The 25,752-nt window shown below is 40.3% G+C and carries 23 protein-coding genes and 1 tRNA gene; 11 read left to right on the top strand and 13 right to left on the bottom strand.

The window, feature by feature from the left end; all coding sequences use genetic code 11:
* The first annotated feature begins 4 nt into the window (after positions 1 to 4).
* Positions 5 to 757 carry a glycosyltransferase family 2 protein gene (locus tag ACESQI_RS04705; RefSeq protein WP_002560505.1) on the top strand — a complete coding sequence of 251 codons (753 nt, stop codon included), beginning with the start codon at positions 5 to 7 and terminating at the stop codon, positions 755 to 757.
* Positions 758 to 760: 3 nt separating this feature from the next.
* Positions 761 to 1,294 carry a GNAT family N-acetyltransferase gene (locus ACESQI_RS04700; RefSeq protein ID WP_002560504.1) on the top strand — a complete coding sequence of 178 codons (534 nt, stop codon included), beginning with the start codon at positions 761 to 763 and terminating at the stop codon, positions 1,292 to 1,294.
* Positions 1,295 to 1,298: 4 nt separating this feature from the next.
* On the opposite strand, the gene ACESQI_RS04695 is transcribed toward ACESQI_RS04700, so the two are convergent.
* Positions 1,299 to 1,892 carry a YqgE/AlgH family protein gene (locus tag ACESQI_RS04695; protein ID WP_195569972.1) on the bottom strand — a complete coding sequence of 198 codons (594 nt, stop codon included), beginning with the start codon at positions 1,890 to 1,892 and terminating at the stop codon, positions 1,299 to 1,301.
* A 71-nt stretch (positions 1,893 to 1,963) separates the two neighbouring features.
* Complete coding sequence (locus ACESQI_RS04690) at positions 1,964 to 3,280, bottom strand: pyridoxal phosphate-dependent aminotransferase (protein WP_122202165.1); 1,317 nt, start codon at positions 3,278 to 3,280, stop codon at positions 1,964 to 1,966.
* Positions 3,281 to 3,466: 186 nt separating this feature from the next.
* Here ACESQI_RS04690 and ACESQI_RS04685 point away from each other — a divergent pair.
* A tRNA-Asp gene (locus ACESQI_RS04685) sits at positions 3,467 to 3,540 on the top strand.
* Between the two features lie 283 nt (positions 3,541 to 3,823).
* Here ACESQI_RS04685 and ACESQI_RS04680 read toward each other — a convergent pair.
* Positions 3,824 to 4,159 (bottom strand): class I SAM-dependent methyltransferase, encoded by a 336-nt coding sequence (locus ACESQI_RS04680; RefSeq protein ID WP_373125504.1) that lies wholly within the window; start codon positions 4,157 to 4,159, stop codon positions 3,824 to 3,826.
* A gap of 1,235 nt (positions 4,160 to 5,394) precedes the next feature.
* On the opposite strand from ACESQI_RS04680, the gene istA reads away from it, so the two are divergent.
* From istA to ACESQI_RS04655, 5 genes are all read left to right on the top strand, one after another.
* Positions 5,395 to 6,975 carry an IS21 family transposase gene (gene istA / locus ACESQI_RS04675; protein ID WP_373125503.1) on the top strand — a complete coding sequence of 527 codons (1,581 nt, stop codon included), beginning with the start codon at positions 5,395 to 5,397 and terminating at the stop codon, positions 6,973 to 6,975.
* Complete coding sequence (istB, locus tag ACESQI_RS04670) at positions 6,962 to 7,744, top strand: IS21-like element helper ATPase IstB (RefSeq protein ID WP_002558141.1); 783 nt, start codon at positions 6,962 to 6,964, stop codon at positions 7,742 to 7,744. Before istA ends, istB begins: the two co-directional genes overlap by 14 nt.
* Before the next feature lie 676 nt (positions 7,745 to 8,420).
* Positions 8,421 to 10,559 (top strand): AAA family ATPase, encoded by a 2,139-nt coding sequence (locus tag ACESQI_RS04665; RefSeq protein ID WP_002560380.1) that lies wholly within the window; start codon positions 8,421 to 8,423, stop codon positions 10,557 to 10,559.
* Between the two features lie 147 nt (positions 10,560 to 10,706).
* Positions 10,707 to 11,642, top strand: a complete 936-nt coding sequence (locus tag ACESQI_RS04660; RefSeq protein ID WP_195659866.1) for a DUF1848 domain-containing protein — start codon at positions 10,707 to 10,709, stop codon at positions 11,640 to 11,642.
* A gap of 486 nt (positions 11,643 to 12,128) precedes the next feature.
* A complete protein-coding gene (locus ACESQI_RS04655) occupies positions 12,129 to 13,151 on the top strand; it encodes an ABC transporter ATP-binding protein (RefSeq protein WP_373125502.1) in 1,023 nt (340 codons plus the stop codon).
* A gap of 235 nt (positions 13,152 to 13,386) precedes the next feature.
* Here the strand turns inward: ACESQI_RS04655 and ACESQI_RS04650 are convergent, their stop codons facing one another.
* The 8 genes from ACESQI_RS04650 to ACESQI_RS04615 all read right to left on the bottom strand — a co-directional run bounded on the left by ACESQI_RS04650 (position 13,387) and on the right by ACESQI_RS04615 (position 21,852).
* Positions 13,387 to 14,598, bottom strand: coding sequence for an MFS transporter (locus ACESQI_RS04650; protein ID WP_195659868.1), 1,212 nt, complete (start codon positions 14,596 to 14,598; stop codon positions 13,387 to 13,389).
* A complete protein-coding gene (locus ACESQI_RS04645) occupies positions 14,591 to 15,016 on the bottom strand; it encodes an FMN-binding protein (protein ID WP_002560376.1) in 426 nt (141 codons plus the stop codon). Before ACESQI_RS04645 ends, ACESQI_RS04650 begins: the two co-directional genes overlap by 8 nt.
* The gene (gene rfbD / locus ACESQI_RS04640; protein ID WP_373125501.1) at positions 15,013 to 15,900 is read right to left on the bottom strand and encodes a dTDP-4-dehydrorhamnose reductase; all 888 of its coding nucleotides are present in this window, start codon (positions 15,898 to 15,900) and stop codon (positions 15,013 to 15,015) included. Before rfbD ends, ACESQI_RS04645 begins: the two co-directional genes overlap by 4 nt.
* Positions 15,901 to 15,909: 9 nt before the next feature.
* Positions 15,910 to 16,440: an occludin gene (locus tag ACESQI_RS04635; protein WP_195569921.1), complete on the bottom strand. Its 531-nt coding sequence runs from the start codon at positions 16,438 to 16,440 to the stop codon at positions 15,910 to 15,912.
* 134 nt (positions 16,441 to 16,574) lie between these two features.
* Positions 16,575 to 17,345 (bottom strand): TonB-dependent receptor, encoded by a 771-nt coding sequence (locus ACESQI_RS04630; RefSeq protein WP_278509495.1) that lies wholly within the window; start codon positions 17,343 to 17,345, stop codon positions 16,575 to 16,577.
* 14 nt (positions 17,346 to 17,359) lie between these two features.
* Positions 17,360 to 18,055, bottom strand: coding sequence for a response regulator transcription factor (locus tag ACESQI_RS04625; protein ID WP_373125500.1), 696 nt, complete (start codon positions 18,053 to 18,055; stop codon positions 17,360 to 17,362).
* 7 nt (positions 18,056 to 18,062) lie between these two features.
* Entirely contained in the window at positions 18,063 to 19,742 is a 1,680-nt protein-coding gene (locus ACESQI_RS04620) for a sensor histidine kinase (RefSeq protein ID WP_373125499.1), read from the bottom strand.
* A 94-nt stretch (positions 19,743 to 19,836) separates the two neighbouring features.
* The gene (locus ACESQI_RS04615; RefSeq protein ID WP_320997176.1) at positions 19,837 to 21,852 is read right to left on the bottom strand and encodes a HAMP domain-containing sensor histidine kinase; all 2,016 of its coding nucleotides are present in this window, start codon (positions 21,850 to 21,852) and stop codon (positions 19,837 to 19,839) included.
* Between the two features lie 245 nt (positions 21,853 to 22,097).
* Here ACESQI_RS04615 and ACESQI_RS04610 point away from each other — a divergent pair, with 245 nt between their 5' ends.
* Genes ACESQI_RS04610 through ACESQI_RS04600 form a run of 3 tightly spaced genes read left to right on the top strand, consistent with a single transcriptional unit; the run spans position 22,098 to position 23,738 of the window.
* Positions 22,098 to 22,634: a flavodoxin gene (locus ACESQI_RS04610; protein WP_320997308.1), complete on the top strand. Its 537-nt coding sequence runs from the start codon at positions 22,098 to 22,100 to the stop codon at positions 22,632 to 22,634.
* Positions 22,635 to 22,640: 6 nt separating this feature from the next.
* Positions 22,641 to 23,201: a flavin reductase family protein gene (locus tag ACESQI_RS04605; protein ID WP_002560369.1), complete on the top strand. Its 561-nt coding sequence runs from the start codon at positions 22,641 to 22,643 to the stop codon at positions 23,199 to 23,201.
* 15 nt (positions 23,202 to 23,216) lie between these two features.
* Positions 23,217 to 23,738 carry a DapH/DapD/GlmU-related protein gene (locus ACESQI_RS04600; protein ID WP_002560368.1) on the top strand — a complete coding sequence of 174 codons (522 nt, stop codon included), beginning with the start codon at positions 23,217 to 23,219 and terminating at the stop codon, positions 23,736 to 23,738.
* Between the two features lie 132 nt (positions 23,739 to 23,870).
* On the opposite strand, the gene ACESQI_RS04595 is transcribed toward ACESQI_RS04600, so the two are convergent.
* Together ACESQI_RS04595 and ACESQI_RS04590 are read right to left on the bottom strand one after the other, a co-directional pair.
* On the bottom strand, positions 23,871 to 24,572 hold the full coding sequence (locus ACESQI_RS04595; protein ID WP_195659873.1) for an epoxyqueuosine reductase: 702 nt from the start codon (positions 24,570 to 24,572) through the stop codon (positions 23,871 to 23,873).
* Positions 24,569 to 25,696 carry a GyrI-like domain-containing protein gene (locus tag ACESQI_RS04590; protein ID WP_002560366.1) on the bottom strand — a complete coding sequence of 376 codons (1,128 nt, stop codon included), beginning with the start codon at positions 25,694 to 25,696 and terminating at the stop codon, positions 24,569 to 24,571. Before ACESQI_RS04590 ends, ACESQI_RS04595 begins: the two co-directional genes overlap by 4 nt.
* Positions 25,697 to 25,752: the final 56 nt, after the last annotated feature.

Here is a 25,752-nt window from a genome sequence, read left to right as displayed (position 1 = left end):
AAGAATGGTTCAATTATCTATTGTAATTATTACCTGGAATCAGCTTTCTTATCTACAGGACTGTTTATGTTCGCTTCAACCTGTCATGCAACGGGAGGATGTTGAAGTAATAGTAGTCGATAATGGTTCGGAAGATGGTACGTGTCAATATCTGACCGTGAATTATCCCCAAATTTATCTGCATATAAATGATTGCAATAAAGGAGTGGCTTATGCCCGGAACAGAGGTCTGGAACTTGCACAAGGTAAGAAGGTGTTATTCCTTGATAATGATACTGTGGTGAATGAAAATGCGATATCCGGAATGGAGATTTATTTGGATGAACATTCGAAAGTGGGATTGTGTGCTTGTAGGCTGGTAGATAGCAATAGTCAGATACAAGATAGTTTTAAGCCCTTTCCCGGATTATGGCTGAAGATAAAAAATGTATTAGGTATAACTAAAACGAATGCTCCGGATTTACAAACAGTCACTTCACCTATCGAACCTGTCTATGTAATAGGTGCATGTCAGATGATTCGCCGGGAAGTGATAGAGCGGATCGGACTGTTAGATGAAAATATATTTTATGGGCCCGAAGATGCTGATTATTGCATGCGTATTGTGGCAGAAGGCTGGAAAGTCGTTTACCTCCCTCAATATACAATAGTACATCATTGGCGTCGTGCTACAAATAAGAAATTATTCTCTCGTTTGGCATGGAAGCACTTCTGTGCTTTGTGTTATTTCTATGCCAAGTATAAACGTATTAACTAAAACATGAAACAATCTTTTTTAATAAATGATCGTATCTATCTCCGTGCTGTAGAACCGGAAGATATTGATATAATGTACGAAATGGAAAACGATCCTTTGATGTGGGATATAAGTAGTTTTACAGTTCCTTATTCCCGTTATGTATTACGCCAGTACATTGAAGGGTCTCAGAGTGATATGTTTGCCGATAAGCAATTGCGTCTTATGATTATACGACGTGAAGACAATCGTATCCTTGGAACGATTGATGTAACCGACTTTGTTCCTTTGCATTCACGTGGGGCAGTAGGTATTGCAGTACATACCGATTTTCGTAGGGAGGGGTATGCTTCTGATGCACTCAATTTGTTGTGTGATTATGCATTTGATTTTTTGCAAATTCATCAGCTCTATGCTCATGTCGCAATAGAGAATGAAGCCAGTATGAAATTATTTTCCTCCTGTGGTTTTGTACAGTGTGGCTTATTGAAAGACTGGATTGTAACCTCAGAGGGATATAAAGATGCTGCCTTGATGCAACGTTTCGGACAGCGTTAATCAATCAATTCAATGAAGGAACTTGTGGAAAGCGAGACCAGGTTTCATACTTGCTACCCAGCTTTCCCAGTGTGTTTTTCCACATATCTTTGGCTTCTCCATTGAGTAGATAAGAGGCTTCTTCTTTGGCAATCAACCAAGTGTTTTCTTTGATCTCCTGTATTAATTGTTCATATTCCCATCCCGAATATCCCAAAAAGAAACGTACTTTTCCGTTGATATTATTCCCTTGTAAAATATGCTTTTTCAGGGCATCAAAATCTCCGTTCAGGTATAATCCTTTACTTACATGGAGCGCTCCAGGAATATGTGGCAAAGTATGCAGATAGAAAAGTGTGTCTGTCCCTATGGGGCCGCCTTTATAGAGAGGTATATCTTCCAGATATTTGAATTCTTTGATGACATCGTTCACCAGCAAAGGAAGTTGTTTGTTCATTATCAACCCCATGCTTCCCTCGTCAGTATGGTCAACGAGCAATACTACCGAACGTCCGAATGTTGCATCACACAGGAAAGGTTCTGATATCAGAATCTTTCCCCGTGAAGGCAATACATTATTAGATTGTATCTTAAATATGTCGGAATTGATATTATTCATGCGATAAATATAAATATTTATTTCGCAGGAACAAACTATCTTCTCCTTTTTTTTACTTTTCTGTGTACTTTTTATGATATGGGATGATTTTCCTTAAAAATTTTCATTCTTTCATCCAATTGTTCATATTGATGATCTTTTATAAAAGAAGTACATGCTCGCAGACCTTCTTGATGGCTTCCGGTAGTTACAAGAGAAATAGCGCTTACACCATAATACATCAACTCTTTGGCTAATTCTCCGCTTGTCATTCCCGGATAACCAATTGTAAAGTAGAAACCATCGGCAATGGGTTCACCCAGATCTTTATCATATACAAGATGAAAACCATGGCGAAGAAAAATTTCTTTTAGCTTCTTTGCCCGTTCTCCATAGATTTTCACTTCATCAAGGAAATTATATTCTCCTTCATTGGCTGCTTTCAACATTGCTGCCATAGCAAATTGTGCCGAATGACTGGTACCGGATGATAGTGCATAAAGAACACGGTGGATAAATACTGTTCCAAAGGTTCCTCCACCATAACGTTTTGTGAGTCCGGGATAGTAGCGGTGATATAACTTATCGGAAATACAACTGACACCGATACGTTGTCCTGCATAACTGAATGCTTTAGAACCGGAGATGAGCAATATATAATTGTCTGTATAATGTGCTACTGACGGTTGATAAGGTGTCTGGAACGGAGTGCTGAGAGTCTGACGGAAGTCCATGGCAAAATAGGCGAGGTCTTCCAAAACAATAACATCATACTGAGTTGCCAGTTCTCCTATGATTCTAAGTTCTTTATCATCCAGGCAAATCCAGCTTGGATTGTTGGGATTAGAGTAGATGATTGCAGATATATTTCCTTTTTGCAAATAACTTTCTAACTTCTCTTTCAGCTTTTCTCCACGGAAATCATATACGTCAAAAGTCTCGTATTTTTGCCCCATAACCACAAGTTGCTGTTTTTGTACAGGAAATCCCGGATCAATAAAAAGTATGGTATCTTTCTTTTCATCACACTGACTGCAAGTTAGAAATGAAGCAAAAGTACCCTGCATGGATCCTGTTACAGGTACACATCCTTCTGGTTTTAAATCTACATTTATGAATGCTTTAATAAAACGTGATGCTTCCTGTTTAAGTTCCGGAAGTCCATTAATATCCGGATACAGGCTTGCTATCCCTTTTTGCAATGCTTCCACTTCTGCCTTTACCCCCACAGCTGAGGGTGGGAGACCGGGTACGCCCATTTCCATTTTAATAAATTCTATTCCTGATTCTGCTTCAGCTTTGGCTGCAATGGCTTTTACTTCGCGAATGGTTGCTTTTGAAAAGTCTGCAATCTGAAATTCTTCGATAGTTTCGTCAATCAGATGTTGTTTGATAGGTGTATCTTTCATGTCTTTATTTTTATATTATACTTCTGAGCTACAAAGATAAAGAATAAATCCATCCATGAAATGTTTTTCTTTGATGAGTTACCTTAAACAAAAATATTCGCATTTTTTCCTTCTAATTGTTGCAGGTATAAAAAAAATGTCTACCTTTGCATCCGCAATCGAGAGAGATAGTTAGAACAAAATATTGGTGCGTTAGTTCAGTTGGTTAGAATACATGCCTGTCACGCATGGGGTCACGGGTTCGAGTCCCGTACGCACCGCAACGACACTTCAAAGCCCTTGAAAGTCAATCACTTTCAAGGGCTTTTTTCTTGGGGTCTCAATCGGGAGACCAATCCGATAATACACCGTAATGCATCCTGATACATTGCGGTTTGCTGCAAACCATCCTCTTGTTATATTCCTGTCTGCAAATAGCCTTTTCCCACAAATCGCTGTGTTCATGTTTTGACGAAATACCCTAATAACTTTTGCATTGTCCCCCGATTGATACCGATAGGGAGACCAACGGTGTAACCCACAGTATGCGTATTGTACTGTGGGCTACACCGTTTTTGTTTTATACCTTATTATAATATATCGGCAGAATACCATCTCTAACTCTTTTGCCATATTTTGAGCATAATTAATCGCATTATCTGATATGTCTATACCTGTAGCTTTTGCACCTAATCGAGATAGTGAGATGGTGTCTTGACCAAAATGACATTGCATGTGGAGGATAGATTTATCTTTGATCTCTCCTAATAAATCTAGTTCAATATGTTTCAATGATGAATCCCCTTTCAAAAAGAGTGTATTATTGTAAAATTCACTTTTAATGTGAATGTCGGTTTTCAAATTCCAAGCGGCTTTATTTATCTTCTTATAATCCTTCATCCTATTTCCTTTAATTTTGTTACTATTTATAGGCAATTTATGTTCCTGACCCTATCTTTATACCCTATTCTATTCTGACTTGATACATAAATAATGACAAGCTTTCTTTCAGCTCATATTCCATATATATTTTGCTATTTTAATTGGTTCCAAAGAGATAGAATAAAATGCTTTCTTAGAATAAAAACTAAGTTTATATCGCAAATATATATAATTATTGATAATCAATAGATTATTGTGTAATATAAATATTTTGGTGCTCTATGTTTTTTCATCATTCTTTGATTTAGTGGTTCGTTTTTTTATTAGAAGCAAAAACCTTTCTCTAAAGTCTCAGCAGTCTCAACTACTTCAAACAGCATACGATCATTTATTGTAATCGTACCGCCTAAGCTTTGACCGATATTTTTCAATGATAAAAATCAATCAATAAAAGCCTCACTTCTTTACTTCATTTTCTGTTTTCATAACAATTGATAATTATTTCTGTTTTCATGTTTATGCAAGTTGTTGTATCTTATGAATATTCAATTTATTCCTCGGTGAGAAACGACCCGTTTCTCGTAGAGCATCGACGCGATCTCCGTAGAGAAACGAGGTGATTCTCGTAGAGAAAAAATAGCCTGTGTAATATCTTGATTTACAATGTGTTATAAATTATTGAAATGTTGAATATTTTCAATATACAAGCGATCTCCTTATCTGTTTATTTAGCATTTTTATGTATCTGAAATCACAACATATACATCGTGCCTTTTTATATATACTACCTGCCATAAGACCGTTGTTTGCAAATCTGATTATTAATCGAACGCAATAACTTATTGGCAGTGTATTCATTCTACGGAAAAGCACGTCTTTTGAGATCAAATTCATTCTATCAGTTTCCGATGAGATTCAATATATGGATCAATAGTATTACTTTCACTTGAGAAAATAAAAGAAAGAAATCTTGTAGAAATATAATGTAAATTTAATAAGCAAATAATTAATTGTTTATACGATTACAATAACTTTTGAAACTGTTTTTTTATGGATATAAAACAGGATGATTCAATAGTGGAAAATCCAGTGTAAGATGCCCCCTAAAACCAAGCGATTCTATCCCCTTGTGCCCGAATAATCCTGCCCATTGATTCCAATATAAAAATGCCCCTGTCAGACAATGTCCGTCAGGGGATTTTTTTCGTAGATTTGATACCCGTCTTGACCGGTGGGATAAAATCATTTCTACTATGACAACAAAGATAGCAAACATTCTCCAGTGTTATGCATTGGGGATGGGGATAAAGCAGATAAGCAGGAGCTTTGAGCTGTCCCGCAACACGGTGCGCAGATATGTGCGCCTGTTTCAAGAGTGTGGCATACCGATAAAGGAACTGGCAGCCATGCCTTCCGCCCGCATCCAGGAGATGTTCTCCGAGGGTGTTGGCCGCAACAGGGTTCCGTCACAACGCCAACTTGAGCTTGAGGCACTTCTTCCTGAGTATGCCGCCCGACTTAGCCGCCGGGGTGTAACAGTGAAAAGCCTGTACGAAGAGTACCGCGAAACACATCCTAACGGATACAGACATGCCAGTTTCGGCAACTATCTCATGCGCTACCGCATGGTAACGCATGTTGTAGGGCATGTCGAGCATTATGCCGGAGACCAGATGTACATCGACTTTGCTGGCGATAAACTAGAGGTAGTTGACAGTGAAAACGGCGAATGCCGCAGCGTTGAAGTGTTCGTGGCCATACTTCCATGCAGCCACTATACCTACTGCGAGGCGGTCTGGTCTCAGTCAAGGCAGGACCTGATCAGGGCGTGTGAGAACGCTCTTCATTTTTACGGCGGGGTTCCGATGGCGATAGTACCTGACAACCTCAAGGCCGCCGTGACCCGTAGCGACCGCAACGAGCCTGTAATCAACGAGGAGTTTACAGCATTTGCCGAACACTATGGATGTACCGTATATCCCGCACGGGTACGTCATCCAAAAGACAAGGCCTTGGTGGAAAATGCCGTGAAACTGCTTTACCGCTCTGTCTATGCTGATATCGAGGGGCTTGTATTCAACTCGCTGGAATCTCTGAATGCGGCCATCTCCGAATCGCTCTCGGCCTTCAACGGGCGCAGGATGAGTGGACGTCCCCTGTCCAGACGGGAACAGTTTGAACAGATTGAATCCGACTGCCTCCGCCCACTTCCCGCCATACGTCATCAGATGAAAGAACGACGCTCCGCAACGGTAATGCGGAACAGCTACGTCACCTTCCGGCTTCACCATTACAGTGTACCAAAAGAGTATATAGGCAAACGTGTCGAGATTGTATATGATGCCGACACGCTGGAAATATATCATGACCTGCGTCTGGTGACCACACATCAGCGTGATGACACGCCCTATGCCTATACGACTAAGGATGCCCACGGATTGCCTGGACGCCATGGAAGTTACGAAAAGGACCTGGAACAGATTTACGAACGAGCCGGTCAGACGGATAACGTCCTGTTGCTGTATCTGCGCAAGGTGGCGGAACTCAAGAAGTATCCTCCCGCGGCATTCCGTTCATGCAAAGGAATCATGGCACTGGAGAAGACCTTCGGACTGGAACGGTTGGTGGCAGCAAGCGCATGCGCCACGCAACTGCGCCAATACGGATATCAGGAAATAAGGCAAATCCTTGAGCGTGGGGATGATGCAGACTTCCTGTCAAAAGAAGACATTGATGATGAAGTCCCAGTAACATCTACCCACAAAAACATCCGCGGAGCAGCCTACTTCGCAAAATCAAAACATTTAAATAAGAACAACAATGGAAACAAATAATCTTACCACCCCAATAGCAGTCGAAAAAGACCGCAATACGTTGACAATCGAGCTGATGAACCGTATGAAGCTACATGGCATGGCAGCCGCCTTCACTGAAAGCCTGGCCTCCACCATGGCCGAAACAATGACAATCGACTCTTTCCTACACATGTTACTTGCCAGGGAATGGGACTACCGCGCCAATGCGGCCATCCAACGTCTTATACGCGGAGCTTCGTTCCGCTACAAGGCCTGCCTCGAACAGATAGACTATACAATCCCGCGTGGCCTTGACCGTAACCAAATGGAGCGGCTTGCTTCGCTGGAGTTCATTCGCCAGGGACAGAACCTCTTCATCACCGGTTCATCCGGTACCGGAAAGAGCTTCCTTGCCACAGCCATGGGGTATGAAGCCTGCAAGAAGGGTATACGGACATATTATGCGAATGCCCCGAAACTTATGGGTACGCTTAAAGTGGCAAAATTAAAAGGCACATTGGAAGCGGAACTCAAGAGAATCGAACGGAGCACACTGCTCATATTGGATGATCTATTCCTTGTGAACCTTGACGCCAAGGAACGTCCCATCCTGCTTGATATAATAGAGGACCGGCATGGACGCAAGTCTATCATCATTACCTCGCAACTGCCGACGGATAATTGGTATGACGCAATCGGGGATCCTACCGTGGCAGATGCCATAATGGATCGTATTATACATACGGCTCACCGAATTGAGTTAAACGGAGAAAGTGTCCGGAAGATGGCGGCATACAGAGGGAAATAAACTAAAATAATAATAACCCCATCGGTCAAGACTTTTTGAGGGGGCATTATTGAATATTTTCAGGGGGTAGAATCTTTTTGGTTTTAGGGGGCATCTTACACTGGATTTTCCATAAACATATGCATTCGGGTTTGTTTTAATAACTTCATATTCTTATCTATTATTTCACGTTGCAAAATTGCACAGAATCTACAAAAACTTTTGTATACAAATTACGGATAGTTATACCTTAATTACGGTTATCATCTTTAGAGTCTGTTTCAATTTTCCTCGGCATTATTTGGAAACGCCCGGAAGTTCCTGTATATTTGCACAAAACTTTTTCTCAAAATGAGGCAACACAGTTTTGAAATTCAGAATTCAAAGATGAACAATGTGATTCGATTAACAGAGTCCCGGTCGGGATTTTGTCGATTGATGCATTTTGATCTTTGACATTTTGAACAACGTTCAAGATCTGTCCGGTATAAAATTCGTGCAGATCGGGAACGAAAAAAGCTATGCAGGCCTGTACTTTTCATAATTGAACCTTTTTTCTCATTCATTTTATGATTTGCGCATAACTGTCTCTTTACTGAGGCGGTCTTTCTCATGCCCGTATATTAACTTGTGCGGGATTTCGTGTTTCTATACATTTAAAAGTCTTATATTCTTTACTCTTAATTATTATACTACTATGAATAAGAATAAATCAAACAAAACATTTACGGATAAAAGTAATAAGTATACTATACAATCAGTACATATTGAGCATCATGGGGATTCTAAAGAGATCTGCGGAACTTCCGGACGTATGTATCTGAATATCCTTTTTAGGGAAGCAATTACTTCCTTCCATCATTTTACAGCATTCTGTTATAATAGTTTGCTAAATCTGGTAGGCGAATCCGAAGGCAGACCGGGAGATACAGAGTCGGGTGAGAACGTCCTGAAATTGACTTTCCATCCTAAAAGGATATGGACGGAAGGGCATTATTTTGTACTATTATTACACAATGATGAACCTCTTTACAAGGTTTCTTTCTCTTTAGGAGAAAAAGGAATGATCGATTGCAGCTATGAACCTGTCCATAAAAATTCAGTTGACTATATGCTTGCCCGTTATTTGGGAAAGAATCCATTGTGGTATAATGAGTTACATAATCTTCCGGGCATGACAGCTGCGCGTCGTCAACTATTGAACTTATATAAACAGAGTGAATTCGACCGGTTGCGTAAGCGTCGAAAGCTGAATGTTCTCCGGCATTATTCTAATTTTGTCATTACCGGAGCGGGTGGAAGGAATAAGGAGATTTTCGCAAAGAATGCAGCTTTTCTACTTATCGGCTCGGAGATTTACTTCAAACAGGTGAACGCGTATACGCTGACCGAAACACATAATGCGGTGGATCCTTATGAAACGGCAACTGAACTTTTCACCCAGTGTTACGGAAGAGTTATTTATCTGGATCATTTATTAGCATTAACCTCTCCGGGTGCTTCGAACGTGATTGGCAAGATGATTAATGCATTGCAAAAACAAGAAGGGATGTTTATACTGTCCGGCATGGACGCCGAGATTAATCAATTGTTTGAGTTAGTCCCCGAACTTGCTGCGTATTTTCCGGAAGAGAACCATTTTAAGACAGAAAGTTTCTCCATGCATGATATACTTAATTTAATAGAGCAGCAGCTGGAAAGCGAATCCTTTTATCTTTCGTCGGATGCACAACAGGTTTTGTACCGGAGCATGAAAACAGAATCTGATAACGGAACATTGTTATATTGGAAAGAAGATACCGTCAGTAAGTTTATCCATAAGGCCATCTATCCCCGTATGCAAGAACGCATTCTTCTCGAAGATAATCAGCCATCCGAAGATTTGCCCGAAGCTCTTATACGTATTGAAGCACAAGATATCGATACAACTTTTTTTGAAGCTCAAGCCAACTTGTTTGATGAAAGCATGAAGCAGCTGAATGCTTTGGTTGGTTTAAGTAAAGTAAAGCAGAATATGGAACAGGCTTTCAAATTTGTACGTTTCAATGAAAAACGTAAACAGTTGGGGTTACCTGTTCAGGGTCCAGGGGCACATCACATGATTTTCACCGGTAATCCGGGAACGGGAAAAACAACAGTAGCCAAGATGGTAGGGAAGATATATCATGCATTGGGGCAATTGTCCAAAGGAGAGGTTATAGTGACCGGACGTTCACAGTTGGTAGGGCGTTTTATCGGGGAGACGGAAAAGAATATGCAGGAAATTCTGGAACGTGCACGTGGCAATGTACTATTCATAGACGAAGCATATACGCTTTATGATGGAGCAAGTGATCATAAGGACTTTGGATTTCGGGTATTGGAGTCCTTATTAGCCGTACTTGCATTGGAGCATGCTGATATACTGGTTATATTTGCCGGTTATGAAAAAGAGATGAAGGCGATGATGGATGCCAACTTGGGACTGTGGGGACGTTTCCCGCATCAATTTCATTTTGAAGATTACTCTGTTGACGAATTATTACAGATAGGATATGATCTGTTGGATAAGAAAGGATATGTGCTGACAAATGGTGCGCGGAGTGTTCTGAAAGAAACAGTGGTCCACGTCTGTGAGCATAAAGATTCGTATTTCAGTAACGCCCGCTGGATGGGACAATTAATAACGAACGGGGTACTTCCTGCAATGGCAGAAAGAGTATTCAGAAGCACGCCTTCAGAAGATAAGAGGCTTTATCAGACTATTGAAGAAGAAGATGTGCGTTTTGCTGTAAATCGGATGAAGATCAATGAAATGCGGCTATCTCCACGTTCTGTTATCGGTTTCAGGGCCTGATAATTAGGGAACAGTAGATTACTGATTTGCAGATAAAGACAAAAGACTTTATACTATTTACCTTTTGCCTGGATAGCTTTAGAGTCTTTTGTCTTTTTTTTACGTTCCCTTTTTCTTCCCTTATTCTCTTTTTGCTAACTTTACAATATGATAATTAGTGCAAGTCGCAGAACTGATATACCCGCCTTTTATTCAGACTGGTTTTTTAACCGGATAAAAGAAAGGTATGTGCTTGTTCTCAATCCTTATAACTCAAAAATGATAAGTAGGATTAGTCTGGATCCTGCCGTAGTGGATTGTATTGTTTTCTGGTCAAAGAATCCGGCTCCGATGCTTGAAAAGCTGGACAAACTGAAAGAATACAATTACTATTTTCAGTTTACTCTCAACCCTTATGGACCGGAAATTGAGAATCATCTTCCTATAATAAGCAAACGTATTGATACTTTCAAGCGTCTTTCGGACCGGATAGGTAAGGAGAAAGTAATCTGGCGTTATGATCCGGTTCTTACCAATGAGACATATACTCCTGGTTTTCACAAAGAGAAATTTGCTGAAATCGCATATGAGTTAAAGGAACATACAGAGAAGTGTATGCTTGGTTTTATCGATCATTATCAGCATATCCGCACTGCTGTCAGCCGATTCAACATACAACCTCTACTGAAAGCGGATATTGAGGAGATGGCGGCATCCTTTAAAAAAACGGTGGATACCTGTTCTATTCTATTGGATACATGTACAGTCAAGGTCGATTTGACTCACTTGGGCATTCCGGATGGATTGTGCATTGATAATCAATTGGTGGAAAGAATTACAGGTTATCCTATATCTGTCCGGAAAGATAAAAATCAGCGTGATATTTGCCGGTGTGCGGAAAGTATTGACATCGGTACTTATGAAAGTTGTCTGAATGGCTGTATTTATTGTTATGCCATCAAAGGAAACTATAACACGGTGAAGTATAGTTTGAACAAGCATGATAAAAATTCTCCTATGCTTGTAGGAGAATTGCAAGAAGATGATATCGTGAAAGAGCGTTTGGTTAAAAGCCTGCGCAATGATCAGTTTTCGCTGTTTTAAAGATTGAATATCATTCAAACAAGAGTACGTATTTAAGGGTGTGTTAAAATGGATTTTAACTTACATTTAAATACGTACTTTTATACCTATAAAGTACGTACTTTATTATCGGCTGATATACAGACTTTTATCTTTTGTTTTCTCTGCGCTCCTTTTATACACAAACGGGTTGGGTAGTTTGTCTTGCAGTAAGGACATCGGTAAGTTTATTATAACCCAACGTACCGAAGGTCATAGGGAAATGATGTTTTAGATGTACATGTAAAGCAGTACGACATGTGCATGTGGAGCGGTACGACATGTACATGTGGAACAGCACGACATGTACATCTAAAACATCGTCCCCCGGTGAGAGAAGGAACATTCCCCGGTAAGTAAACTAAAGAAGAACGGTAAGGATGGAAAACAAAAACCGTTATCGTCTGGGCTATCACTGCATAAATAAGTATCTTTGTTCCCCGGAATTGTAGCCATACATCAATAATCATGAAGCAAAATACCATTCATATAAAAGATCTTTCCATCGGTTATCCTGGTAAAGGAGAGGTGAAGGTGGTTGCCGGGCACATCAATGCCGGCATCAATAGTGGTGAACTAACTTGTTTGTTGGGAGCTAATGGTATCGGCAAATCTACTTTGTTGCGTACTCTTTCTGCTTTTCAGCCTAAGCTTAGCGGAGAAATTTTCATTCAGGGCAAAGAGATCGAACAATACAAAGACAAAGAGTTGTCAATGGCCATCAGTGTAGTGCTGACCGAAAAATGTGAAGTGCGCAATATGACTGTAACGGAGCTGGTGGGACTTGGACGTACTCCTTATACCGGTTTTTGGGGAACACTTGACGAGGATGATAAACAAATCGTAGAACGTTCTATCTCTTTAGTGAAGATAGAGAAGCTTGCCGATAGAATGGTGCATACGTTAAGCGATGGTGAACGACAGAAAGTGATGATTGCAAAAGCATTGGCACAGGAAACACCTATCATTTTTCTGGATGAACCGACTGCTTTTCTTGATTTTCCCAGTAAGGTAGAGATGATGCAACTGCTTCATCGGTTGAGCCGTCAGACGAATAAAACGATTTTCCTTTCTACACATGACTTGGAATTGGCATTGCAGATTGCCGACAAAATATGGCTGATGGATAAAATGAACGGAGTCATAATTGGCACTCCTGAAGATCTTTCACTCAATGGTAGTTTAAGTACCTTTTTTGCTCATAAGGGGATTATTTTTGATATTGAAACCGGTCTTTTCCGGGTAGATAATGAATATATTACCAAACTTCGTCTTATAGGAGAAGGGGAGGGGTATGCTATGGTACGCAAAGCTTTACAACGTAACGGCATTCTTGCTGATAAAGAGGTGGAATCAGAGTTTTTTATTGAAGTCGGTGACTTGAAAAAGGAGGGGAGTTTTACTGTTTATTCTCAGCAAGGAGACGTTTCAAAGGCAGATACTATAGAGGAATTGCTGGAAAAGATTCTGAATAATGTGGCAATATGCTAATATGCCAATGTGCCAATTGGCTGCGCTACCTATTGTTGTACATCAGTTAAGAATTAAATCTTTGATGAAACGCGGATGATCGCAGATAAACGCAGATTAAAAGACTGTGGATCTTTATTTATATTTGTTTCCCTTTGCGAAAATCTGCGTTTATCTGCGTTTCAATGAATCATCGCTTGTCGTTCTTCCCCGTGCGGGAAGCACTCATTGCGCAGCCAATTGGCACATTAGCAAATTATTCTCTCCTTTCCAATTTCATTATCGAAGGAATAAAGAACGCCAGTGTCCCAGTCAATACAATAGCAATACCGCATATTGCAAATACATTGGCAACACCGATAGCATCTGCTATAAATCCGGTAGCCATCAATCCCAAAATAGAAGGCAGTAAACTGATACTGTCAAACAACGAGAATACACGTCCCAGGAAAGAAGCCTCAATTTTAGTTTGAAGCAACGCTGTGAAAGGGCCCGAATTAAATGGAATAGCAAGACCTTGTACTACGGAAAATATAGCGTAGGCAATGAATGCCGAAGGCGGGAGAATGCCTGAAATAAAAATGCTTATTCCGATGATAACATAAGATACATTCATCATCACTACCTTCCGGACACGGGGATTCCATATTCCTAACAGAATACCACCCAACAGCATACCTAAACCGAAAAGAAGTTCGATCAGGCTGACCTGATAAGCTGTTCCCGAAAAGTTTTTTAATGTCATCAGAGGTAATAGCGCTACGATAGGCATTACAAAGAAAGTGATAAGCACTTCGATTACCATTACCCAACTCAATCCACGATTCCTGCTAATAACGTTGAAGCCCGCCTTCATATCCCGCAACACATTATCGGCAGTATCTGTTTCTGTTTTTTCCGGGTTAGGGATAAATACAAACAGCAAAGCCGTACAAGCTATAACAGCTCCTGCAACATCAAGAAGCATCACTATGCTCATGTCCGTAGCAACAATCAATGCAGCACCCAACACCGGACCACAGATATTACACACAGCTTGTATCGCCTGGTTAATACTGGCAATACGCGTAAGCTCTTTCTCCGGAGCAAGCAACGGTATGGATGATTTCATGGCAGGTGCATGGAAAGCACTACCCATGGAACGGAGCATCAGTAACAGGTAAATTTGCCATATTTCGATAATATCAAGATAGAACAACAGTGCAATAACCCCGGAACAGAGAGCAACAAAGCTGTCTGCCAATATCATAGTCCACTTACGGTTCCAGCGGTCTACAAATACACCGGCAAAAGGACCTAATACTACTTGGGGTAATAATGCAGCAATAGTAGCAAACGAAAGTACTTCGGCAGAACCCGTTTCAAGACTGATCCACAGTACGATAGCAAACTGAGCAATTGAACTGCTGAGAATAGAAAATAATTGCCCTGACCATATAATAATAAACTTTTTCTTCCAATTATTCATAACCTTTCTTTCGTCGTTTTTTTCTACGCAGCAGGAAGTATCCCAATGCAATAATAATTAGCAATCCTGTACCTGTTATAGCAAGGAGTGAGACATCGGAACGGCTTTGTTCGGCTTCATAAACTTCGAGACGCTTATGCACCGTATTAATAATCCCCCTTGATGTAAAAGTAGCTCCGGATACTGCATCTACTTTCTTTGCCAGTGCTTCCTGGGGCGTAAGTCCGTTCCAGGCTTTCAGTAAGCCATCATCTATGGCTATCTGTACGTATTTCGGAGTGTCTTTATTGGGTAGAAGCTTCACTTCTGATATCTTTCCGGAAGCATCCAATATGATCTCCAATGGAGTAGGACCTGCAAAGCCGATTACTTTATCTGTATAAGGTTTCGATTGTAGTATGAGGGTATCATTATTCATGTAAACATCTCTTTTATCCCTTCTTCAAGGGTATGTGGATTATAATTAATTTCTCGTTTTGCTTTTACAATACTCAGGCCGCTAAAACGGGGACGGGGAGTAGCCTCCTGCATCTCTTCCGTAGTGACAGGCAAAATAAGGGAACGGTCTAACTTCAATACCTCAGCTACGCGATAGGCTATATCAGCTATAGAAACGCAATCGCTTCCGCAGATATGGTAAATTCCATTACGGGGATGATGCATTAATTGTTCTACGGCATATGAGATATCACCTACAAAAGTAGGAGTACGCCATTGATCGGAAACAACACGAATTGTTTCACCGCTACGTAGTTTGTTGGCTACCAGTTGTACAATATTACCATGTTGACCGGGCAATGCTTTCCCATAGACCACGACTACGCGGACAATGGCATAGTTACCACAGCATTCTGCAACACGCTCTTCCCCTTCAAGTTTGGTAATCCCGTAGTAATTGACCGGATTAGGCTCATCTTCTTCTGTATACAACCGGTCAGTTCTGCCATCAAACACAAAATCGGTGGAAAGGTGTATAAAACGACTTCCATACTGTTCGCAGGCACGCGCCAGATGTTCTACCGCAGTGATATTGGTAGCACGCGCCTCGTTATGATGTGTTTCGCAGAAGTCTGGTACTGACAGTGCAGAGGTATTAATAACTACATCCGGACAAACTTCCTTGAAGAGTGCCCGTACTTCTGATGCATTACGTATGTCTGCACGGATAAACTGATAGCCGTCGCCACTTTTGATGTCATTGCGTAACGAACAAGCAGTAATGTTGTATATTTCGCGTGCCACGAGATCGTTCAGTATCCGTCGGCCGGTAAAGCCGTTGGCACCAATAATTAGAATATTCATGCTTTATTATTAAGGGTAATAGGGGTTTCTTCCTTGTTGTACTTCTATGCGTATTCCAAATGAACCATTGGCCGATTTCAATTCGAAAGCTCCTTTGAAAGCATTTCTTTCCCAAGGTAGTGCACTACGGTTAGGCACCCTGTATCCATCGGCATTATATTCACCGTATGTATTGATTCGCATACCGTTTTTCAGTTTGAATGATCCCATTTGCAGGTTTTGTGCAGAGCCGAAACCAAATCCGCCGAATCCGGAGAAAGAAGGGGTAAAAACGTTTGATAATCCCTGTGAATAAGTTACATCCGGATTGAGACGGAACAATTGATTAAAATCTTTGCCGGTATCGGACAGAGAAAGATCTACTTTGGGCAAATGGGGAGGCATAACACTCATCAAACCCATATCCAGTAGAAATCCGCCAAACTCCTTATAGTTCTCTTCCGGAGCACGAGGGGTACGATCATCTGACGGTAGTTCCGATTGTGCGGACACTACAGCCGTTGCCAGTAGCAAAGAAAGAAATAATATCAGCTTTTTCATATCCGTAGGTTATTATTGAGGCAAAGATAGAAAATATTTGCTGATTATCTATATCGGGGAATAATCTGTTGTATAAACTTAACTTGAATAATGGGCGGTTAATCATTGAGTGCTTCTCTTACAATCGCTCTGTTTTATTTCCCTCCGATTTTAAAAACAGGATAAGCGATTGGAACTGTTTTCCACTTCATCTTCATTGGGTCGTACACCCGTTCCATGCCTCCGTGAAGCTCAAGCCAATTGGTTACCTTCAACTCCATGATTACTCCGTAGTAACTTTGTGGAGCCATAGGAGTGAGATAACCGTGTGCTGCATTGCGTTGCCCGTTGATGGAGTATTGCCCGACTGCTCTTATTTTGAGCCAGTCATTAATACGATATCCGAATGAGCCGTTGAAACCGGCATCAAACTGAGACCCGTGAACGAAGGAAGGCATTGTATATTTTGTTGTATAAATCCCTCCGGTAACATCCCATCGCTCATTGAACTGATAAGTATAGGCGGCACCGACATCTATGTGAGTACCCATAGTAGGATACGTATTGTATGTACTATAGGTGCTGATGTAACTGTTGGGAGTGAGTATGAAATTGTCATATCTGTTATAGTCGCGTGCCCAGGGGTTGGAATCCTGACCAAGACGTGGTTTGGGCCAGGGAGTCCGGACAAATTCAGGGATAATGATACGCATCGTCATGCTGTCTGCTGCCACAGGAGAGGCATGATGTGAGTCAGGAGTAGCATCCGGCAAAATGAAACCACTGTCGTCTGTATGTACAGGTGAACGGCTTTCCGGGACGGCGGGAACCAATAGCTTTATACTATCATTGGGCGCCTCGGTCTGTGAAAAAACCGCGATTGCGAAAAGAGAGAATAGAAAGCCGATGCAGATCCTTTTGTCCATAATTTCGTCCTCCGTTAGTTAACGATCATTTTATAACCAATACCACGCACATTAACGATACGTATCCGTTCATCCTGTGCTAATTTATGTCTTAACTTGGTGATAAACACATGCAGACTGCGGGAGTTAAAGAAACTGTCATCTCCCCATAACTCCAGCAAAACGTTTTGCGTATTCACAACCTGATTACGATTCTCGCACAATCGTTTTAGTATCTCCGACTCACGATGAGAGAGCTCCTGCTTTGTACCGGCATAGATAAGTGTTTGTGCTACAGAGTTAAAAATATACCGTCCAATCTCAAAACACGTTTCCTTGTGCGTCTCGGTAAAAGAAAATGCTTTCCCGGCTAATGATTTGATACGTATAATGAGTTCCTGCATGCCAAAAGGCTTCTTCAGGTAATCATTTGCACCAAGTTCAAAACCTTCTACTACGTCGTTGATTGCCGACCGGGCTGTGAGAAAGAGTATCGGTGTTTGCCTGTCTGTCTGACGGATACGGCGTACCATTTCAAATCCATCCATGTGCGGCATCATCACATCGGCTACCAGTACATCCGGGCGTAAATCAAAAAACAGGCGTAATCCTTCTTCACCATTGGCGGCTGTATGGATAATGAAGTCACTCTCTTCAAGCGTGTCTTTAATGATCATGGCGAGGGTGAGTTCATCCTCCACCAGCAGTACTTTGATTTTGTTCTTACTCATAATAAAACTACTCATTAATTACCAATGTGAATGTACTTCCGTGTCCCGGTTCACTCTCAACACTAACAGTGCCGCCATGTTTCTCTATCATCGTACGGACATAATAGAGCCCTAACCCGTAGCCTTTAACGTCATGAAGATTACCGGTAGGCACACGATAGAATTTATCAAATATATGTTTTTGCTTCTCGGAAGCTATGCCGATACCCTGGTCGGTAACTGATATTTCAACCTGTCCGTTCGCATCACGATGGCAATGCAATTTAATCAGAACCTGCCCCGGAGAATACTTCACGGCATTATCTATTAGATTGCTGATAATATTACTGAAATGAGTACGATCTGCCATCACAGAAAGATTGGCAGGTTCTATTTCATAAGTGATGGTTATCTCTTTTTCAGCTTTCAGCTTATGAAGTTCGATCAGAGTATCTAACATTGGTTTTAACTCCAAACGTTCGGTATGCAGGCGGAAAGTTTTCCGACGCTCCATGCTCATACTTAATATCTGTTCAACCAGTCCGCTGAGCCGTTGTAGTTGTTCCTGGCAGATACGGAGATATTTGTCGCGCTTCACTTTCTCTTCGGCCTGGTTAAAGTTGAGTAAGGCATCATTGGCAGCATAAGCTACAGAGATAGGAGTCTTCAACTCATGAGTGATATTATTGGTAAAATCGCTTGTAATCTCTTCCAATGATTTCTGGCGCAGGATAGTACGAATGAGATACCAGAAAGAGAAAGAAAGTATGATAAAAATAATGAATGAAGTAATAAGTATACCGATCATTTGCTTTAACACGAGCAGAGTTACAGGCTCTATCCAAAGGCGATACATAAATGAGGAATGAAGATCGAATGCATAATTATAACATTGTGCTTTCGGTCCCGGAATATAACTGCTGTCTCCGGCAATACCGAGTGTGTCGGTAAAGGTCAGTGTAGAATCTATATTACTTCCGGAATGAAGAAACTCCGTCCGGTGCGGCAGAAAAATATTATTTGCTCTGAGAGAAAGAGTTAATAAACTATCATATACATGCAAATCGGGATCCATAAGAAGATCAAGGCCAGAGTGTAGTCCGCGTTGGAAGTGAGTGGCGAGTTCCAACATACTGTTTTTATCCTTTAATATTATATCCAGTCCGCTGTTGGAGGTTAAAGCAGCTTCTCCTTCTTTCTGATCTGCCATCTGAGCATTCTTATGCTCTTTTATTGAATCATCGGGAGTATCTACAATCTCACCATTGAATAGCATTCCTGCTTTTTTATTAGAATCTTTAGGAGAACGGGTACTGTCATTATGTACGTATATCTCTATTACTTTTGTAGAATCTTTCAAATAGGTAATGTTGCTATCGCTTTGGGAAGTAAGTTTCTCGAGTTTTGCACTATCCAACTGGCTTGCATTCTGATAAGTAGTGGTACTACTACGAACAAAAGATTTTCCCTCATCATTATATCCGGCAGCAACAGATACCTCACCGTGTGCATCTCCATAGTTTCTCAGATTCTCTACGCGGAGCATCATCTCATTATAATCACTCATACGCATAGATTCCACGATACTATGTTCGAGATCGTCTTTCATAGTATGGTAAAGTCCCGTAAGCCAATATGCCTGATATGCAAAGATACCTATCAGCGAAACGAGTACAAGAATAGCAATATGTTTAAAAGGTAGTTTCATGCCCGATACACATGTTCTTTGTATAGGCAAAGATAAGAGGAAAGTGGATTAATCGCACCTAACGGTAAGACTAAATAACACTTTCTTCCGTTTTTCAGACTATTGGCAAGGTAACTATGACCCGTGTACCCTGATTGTAAGCCGGGTCAATGTATATATCCCCAGACAAACGATTGATGATGAGCTGGCAAAGATAAAGCCCGAGACCATTGCCTTGAACAAAAGTATTGAGCTTCGAAAAACGTTTAAAGACTTCTTCATATTTGTCTTTTGGAATTCCACAACCGGTATCGGATACACTGATTGAGAGCCGTTGGCGTTCGGTATCCAAGCGACAGCTAAGCGTAATACTTCCTTTTTCAGTAAACTTATTAGCGTTATTCAGCAGATGCTCTACTACAAGCGAGAGGTATTTTTCATGGGTTGGGATAAGTATTGATTCTTGAAGCAGGTCCAGTTGATAAGTTATATCCGGTTTGGCGCATTTTATTAATAAATCCATCTCGTACTGGCAGATATTATTAATATCTGTGGGGACACATGGCAGTTTCTCTTTTGATACATCAAGGCTGGAGACTTCCAACATATTGTTTATTAATGTAATCAGCATTGCCGTGTTACTCTGTATCTCTTTGGGAAATTCCTGACGTATTTCTTCGTCAATCTCTTCATTGAATATCAAATCAGAAAAGCCAACAATTGCATTTAGCGGAGTACGTATCTCGTGGCATATAGAATTGATGAAAGCCGTTTTCATATTCTCACTCTCCATAGCTTTCTGGTTGAGCTTTTGCAAACTGATTTTCATGTTTCTCTCTTTCCTCAGGCTATAGAACAGATACAGACATACAACGACAACAATAACCAATATGCTGGAGAGAAATACAAGGAGGATACGCTTGTTCTTTATTTCAAGTTGTGACTTCTCATTATTAAGTTTATTAATGTCATATTTTACCTGAAGTTCGCTGAGTTGCGTAAGCATCTCATTATTGATAAGTGAGTCTTTGGACTGATAAGAGAGTTTAAGATATTCCAGTGCCTCTTTATATTTTCCCATTGCCTCATAGATACCTGATTCTGTGTTATACAATCCCGGCATGTTACTGGGCGCAATAATGGGAGCAAATTTTATGAGACTGTCATTGGCCAATAGCGCTTTTTCATAGTCCGGTTTTGGCTTCTGACTTATGTAATAATTACTCATAGACAGGTAATAGTTATACCGATCACTTAAACTGGTCAGTTCCTTACTGAGAGCTACAATCTGTAGCCAGTATTTATGTGCCTTTTGAGGATTATCCAATACAGTATTAGTCAATATCATAGAATATGTCTGAAGCATGCGTGTTGCAATGTTATAATAGGGACGCTGCTCTTTATAGTATGTATCATAATATTGCAATTGATCATGCATAAATTCTTCAAGAATACAGGTTGCGGAATCACGTTTATTAACCCGGCTGTACGTGTTACTTAAACGCCAACCTACTATATTCTTAAACATATATCTAATGTGTGCATCTGATATTTTTTGTGATAGATTATAAGCTGTTTTCAGATAGGGGAGGGCTTTCTTCATCATTCCATTTGAGCGGAGACTACTTCCGGTAATGTATGCTTTTGCTATTTTGTTATATACATCTTGTTTGTCCTGGCTATTATCCTTCAGATAGGCTGATTCATTATCAATAGCTTCTGCTGCTTTACCTTCATAGCATAGCGTATCAAAATAGCGCATATGAATATAAGCAGGAAACGCAACTATTGTCTCTGGAGTGCCTGCTTGTTTTATTAAATTTATATAGTAGGAAATTGAATCTGTCTGAGCGTTATTGGTAGCTATATAGATAATATCAGTCAACGCATTTACCACGTTTACTTTGTCACCGACCCGATCTGCTTCGTGATACATTTTTAATAAGTATGTCTTTTCATCAGGTGACTCAAAACATACATCTGCCAGATTTCTATATATCCGGATTCTTAATGATGATTCCGTCGTATGTGTTAATTGTTGCAACAGACTATCTTTTATATGAATATCAACAGCATAGGCGGAGAATGCTATTGTCAGGCAAAAGATAGTGAAGATTGTATGTCGAATCATGTTTGTTCTGGTTGTTTGTATATGCAAATCTACAATATATTCTGTATATAACGATCTTTTTACATTCATTTTTTATTTCATAAGTGGTTTTTCTTTAATAAATTATTAATGGTATAAAGAAATATCCTTCATTTTTTCTTTTATCAGTGATTTGGGTTAGATAATCAGTAATTTATATACCTTTATGATAGATATTATCCTGTAATTTTGTACCATGATAATAGAAACTAAAACTATAAAGGGCTATGAAGATTAAAAGTATGATTATGGTAGTGATCATGATGTTATGTATCACTATAAATGCACAGGAACAGAGTAATAAGACATTGGTGGCTTATTTCTCGGCAACAGGAACGACGGAAAAAGCAGCGAAGTTGATTGTAGAAGTTACAGGTGGTACACTCTACGAAATACAACCTGAAAAGGAATATGTCACTGCTGATTTGGATTGGCATAACAAGTCCTCACGTAGCAGTGTGGAAATGTCAAATGCTAAATCACGCCCTACACTAAAATCTAAACCGGAGAATCTTGCAGATTACGATATCATTTATATAGGTTTCCCCATTTGGTGGAATTCAGCTCCAAGAATCATCAATACTTTTATTGAAGGCGATGATTTTGCCGGCAAGGTGATTATTCCCTTTGCCACATCGGGTGGAAGCAGTATTTCTAATGCGGAAAAAGAGTTGCGGGAAACCTATCCTGATATGAAATGGCAGAAGGGCCGCCTTTTGAATGGTGCGACGAAGGAAGATATTAAGAAATGGACTAAAAAATAAATTGTTATGAGAAAGAATTTTGGGGCAAAGCCCTTTACTTATCCGCAGCCGGTGTTTATTATCGCTACTTATGATGAAAATGGAGTTCCCAATGCTATGAATGCAGCTTGGGGTGGTATCAGCGAAATGCATGAAATCAGTATTTGTATTAGTGAGGGACATAAAACGACTGCCAATATACTGAAACGTAAGGCTTTTACTGTAAGTATGGCAGAGGTCGGACAGGTGGTTGCCTGTGATTACGTAGGCATTGTTTCCGGTAATAAGGTTTCGGATAAATTTGCTCGTGCAGGTTTCCATGCGACTCGTTCGGAGTTTGTGGATGCACCGTTGATCGACGAATTATCCGTAGTACTGGAATGTAAGTTGAAAGATTATGATCCTGAAACCTGTATTTTACGTGGTGAAATAATAAATGTGAGTGTAGACGAACGTGTTCTTGACGAAAACGGTAAGGTGGATGTATCCAAAGTGTCTCCTGTTATATTCGATCCGTTCAATAACGATTACCTGGAAGTGGGTAAAAAGGTAGGTAATGCCTTTTCGGATGGAAAAAGATTGAAATAAGGAGTAGCATTATATATGAAAGAAATAAGAATAGACTGCGCACACCAGAGTGAGGCGGAACTAGCTTTAGCGAAAGAACAGACACAATTGGTATTCCGCCTGAACCATACTATGCCGATGACGGATGAATATGATGAGCTGCTTCATCGTCTTTTTCCGAATATGGGAGAAGGCAGTCATGTGAATACCCCGCTTACAGTTGTTCGTCCCCATGAGGTGAAGATTGGCCGCCATGTCACTATAATGAACGGTTGCCTGATGATGTCTGCTGGTGGCATCACGATTGACGATGATGTTCAGATAGCCGCCAACGTACAACTGATATCGAATAATCATGATCTCGACAATCGCTCGATTATTACTTGTAAGCCGGTACATATTTGCCGCAGGGCATGGATAGGAGCAGGGGCTACGATTCTTCCGGGAGTTACAATCGGTGAGAATAGTGTTGTAGGAGCAGGCAGTGTTGTGACCAGCGATGTAAAACCGAATACGATTGTAGCAGGTAACCCCGCTAAGGTAATTCGAAAGATTTAGATTTTTCAATTATTGGTTGTGGAAAAATATAAGAAAAAACGGAAGGGATTGATTTCTCTTCCGTTTTTATTCTTGTGAACCCTCGATTGGGCTTCTTCTATTTGTTATTCTTTGTTCGTTACTTGTGGAGATTCAGACAATATTCCTCTTTATATATATTTGTGTTCTGGGACAATGCACAAGGCATTTCAAACAGGTACTACATCCATGTATGTCAACGATTTCATCTCTTGAAACAGATCTACTCCAAATTTTACCTTTAAGGACTTTTCTCTCGCAGATATTGACGCAAGTAATGCAATTACCGCATTTTGGAGATAGAGGTTCATGCAATACCGTTTCCAGTGGAGCATCAGTCAAAACCGTACCGAGACATTGTGCTGCACCATATTCAGGAGTAATTAACAGGTTATTTTTTCCAATCCATCCTAATCCGCCAAGTAATGCAACGGTCTTATGGGGCAATACAGATTCTTTTGTTTCAAAATTTAATACGCCGTCGGCCAATAATCCCGTATCGGATTGTGAAATGGCTTTATAGCCCTTCCCGGTGATGAATTTGGCCAATTCGTCTGCTATTTCTCCCGCCTTATGTTCGGTTTGCGAATATTCATCATCGTCGAAATTGTAATTATCCGCTATCCGTACTTGTACGTAGTCGGGAATATTAAATACCATTTTAGCATATTCTGCAGTTAACGGAAGCGCAAAAACAATGGCGGTCGGGAGTTGTCTGTTTTGCTTTTCGTCTAAATGTGATATGCCGACAAAGCGTATCAGTTCTGCTCCTTGATTTTTTAATTCGTTTTCTATCTCTTGGTTTAAGTATTTCATGTTTCTTTTTTTGTAATAGGGATATAAATATCTGTTATAAGCTCCGAAGCCGGAGTTTTTTCGGGAGTGTTGATGTAAGTCTCAAAGGTGAACTGTTCCCGCAGGGTATAATCGCTTGTCGGCAACCAGTCAAGGTAAATATGGCGGTACACCTTATTCAGTTCATGATAAAACCCTTTGAAACGAAAGATTGCATATTCTCCCGCATGAATTTCATAAACGCCAAAGCCTTTCGGCATTTCAAATGACTGTGGCAATGTCACCCCAATCATAAAACGGCTTTGTTCTTCAGGTGTGATATACGGATAATCGAGAGTCAAGCTCACATATTTACATCCTTTTGAAGACAATTCATATTTTTCGGAAAATTGTAGCAACTGCTTCCACAAAACAGAGAAGCTATGGATGACATTATTTGTTCTTTCCAATTTCAAGTATGCGATTCGGATACCAGATATTTTTTCAATGCTTGGTTCAATTCGTATCGGATTCTTCCTCTCGGGATTGACGTTTGAATGCTTTTTGCGAAATTCCGGAATGGAACAATTGAAATAACTTTTGAATGCCCTCGAAAGTGTATGCTTGTTCTGATAATTGATTTGACCGAGAAGCTTCGGGACACTTACGTCAGTTGTTATTACCTTAAATGCAATGTACTCTAATCTCAGTCGTTGAATGTAAGTTCCAATATTTTCTCCACAGACAGCTTTGAAAAGCCTGCGAAAATAATATTTGGAGATACCTGCAACATGAGATAGCTTGTCAGAATCAAGGTCGTCAAACAAATGGCGGTTGATATATTCCTGAACTCTTATAATCAAATCATATTGCACATGAGCCGTATTGATCTTTTGTTTCCACCTCTTGATATTCGGAAGTCGTTTGGACATTTCCGTTCTCAACTCTTCCGAAGTGAGATTAACTCCTGTCTCTTTATAATATTCTTCGGGGAAAAGCCCCCAAAGATAAATGAGATAATCCATTGAAAAATCATAGAGTTTAACTCCATTGTGCAAACAATAGTCGCAATATTCCACATTTTGGTTTGCCTCAAGATTTGTATAATCTATATCTAAAGGTATTCCACACGTCTGGCAATATTTTGTTTCAGCATTGATTTTCATAAATATCCTGTTATTTGGATGCAAAGTTAATCAATAGATTGTGCTAAAGGTTACCA

The organism is Bacteroides sp. HPS0048, assembly GCF_964240755.1.
Taxonomy (GTDB): Bacteria; Bacteroidota; Bacteroidia; order Bacteroidales; family Bacteroidaceae; genus Bacteroides; species Bacteroides nordii.
Note: the sequence above shows the minus strand (reverse complement) of the source record. Positions and strands in the feature narration are given on the sequence as shown.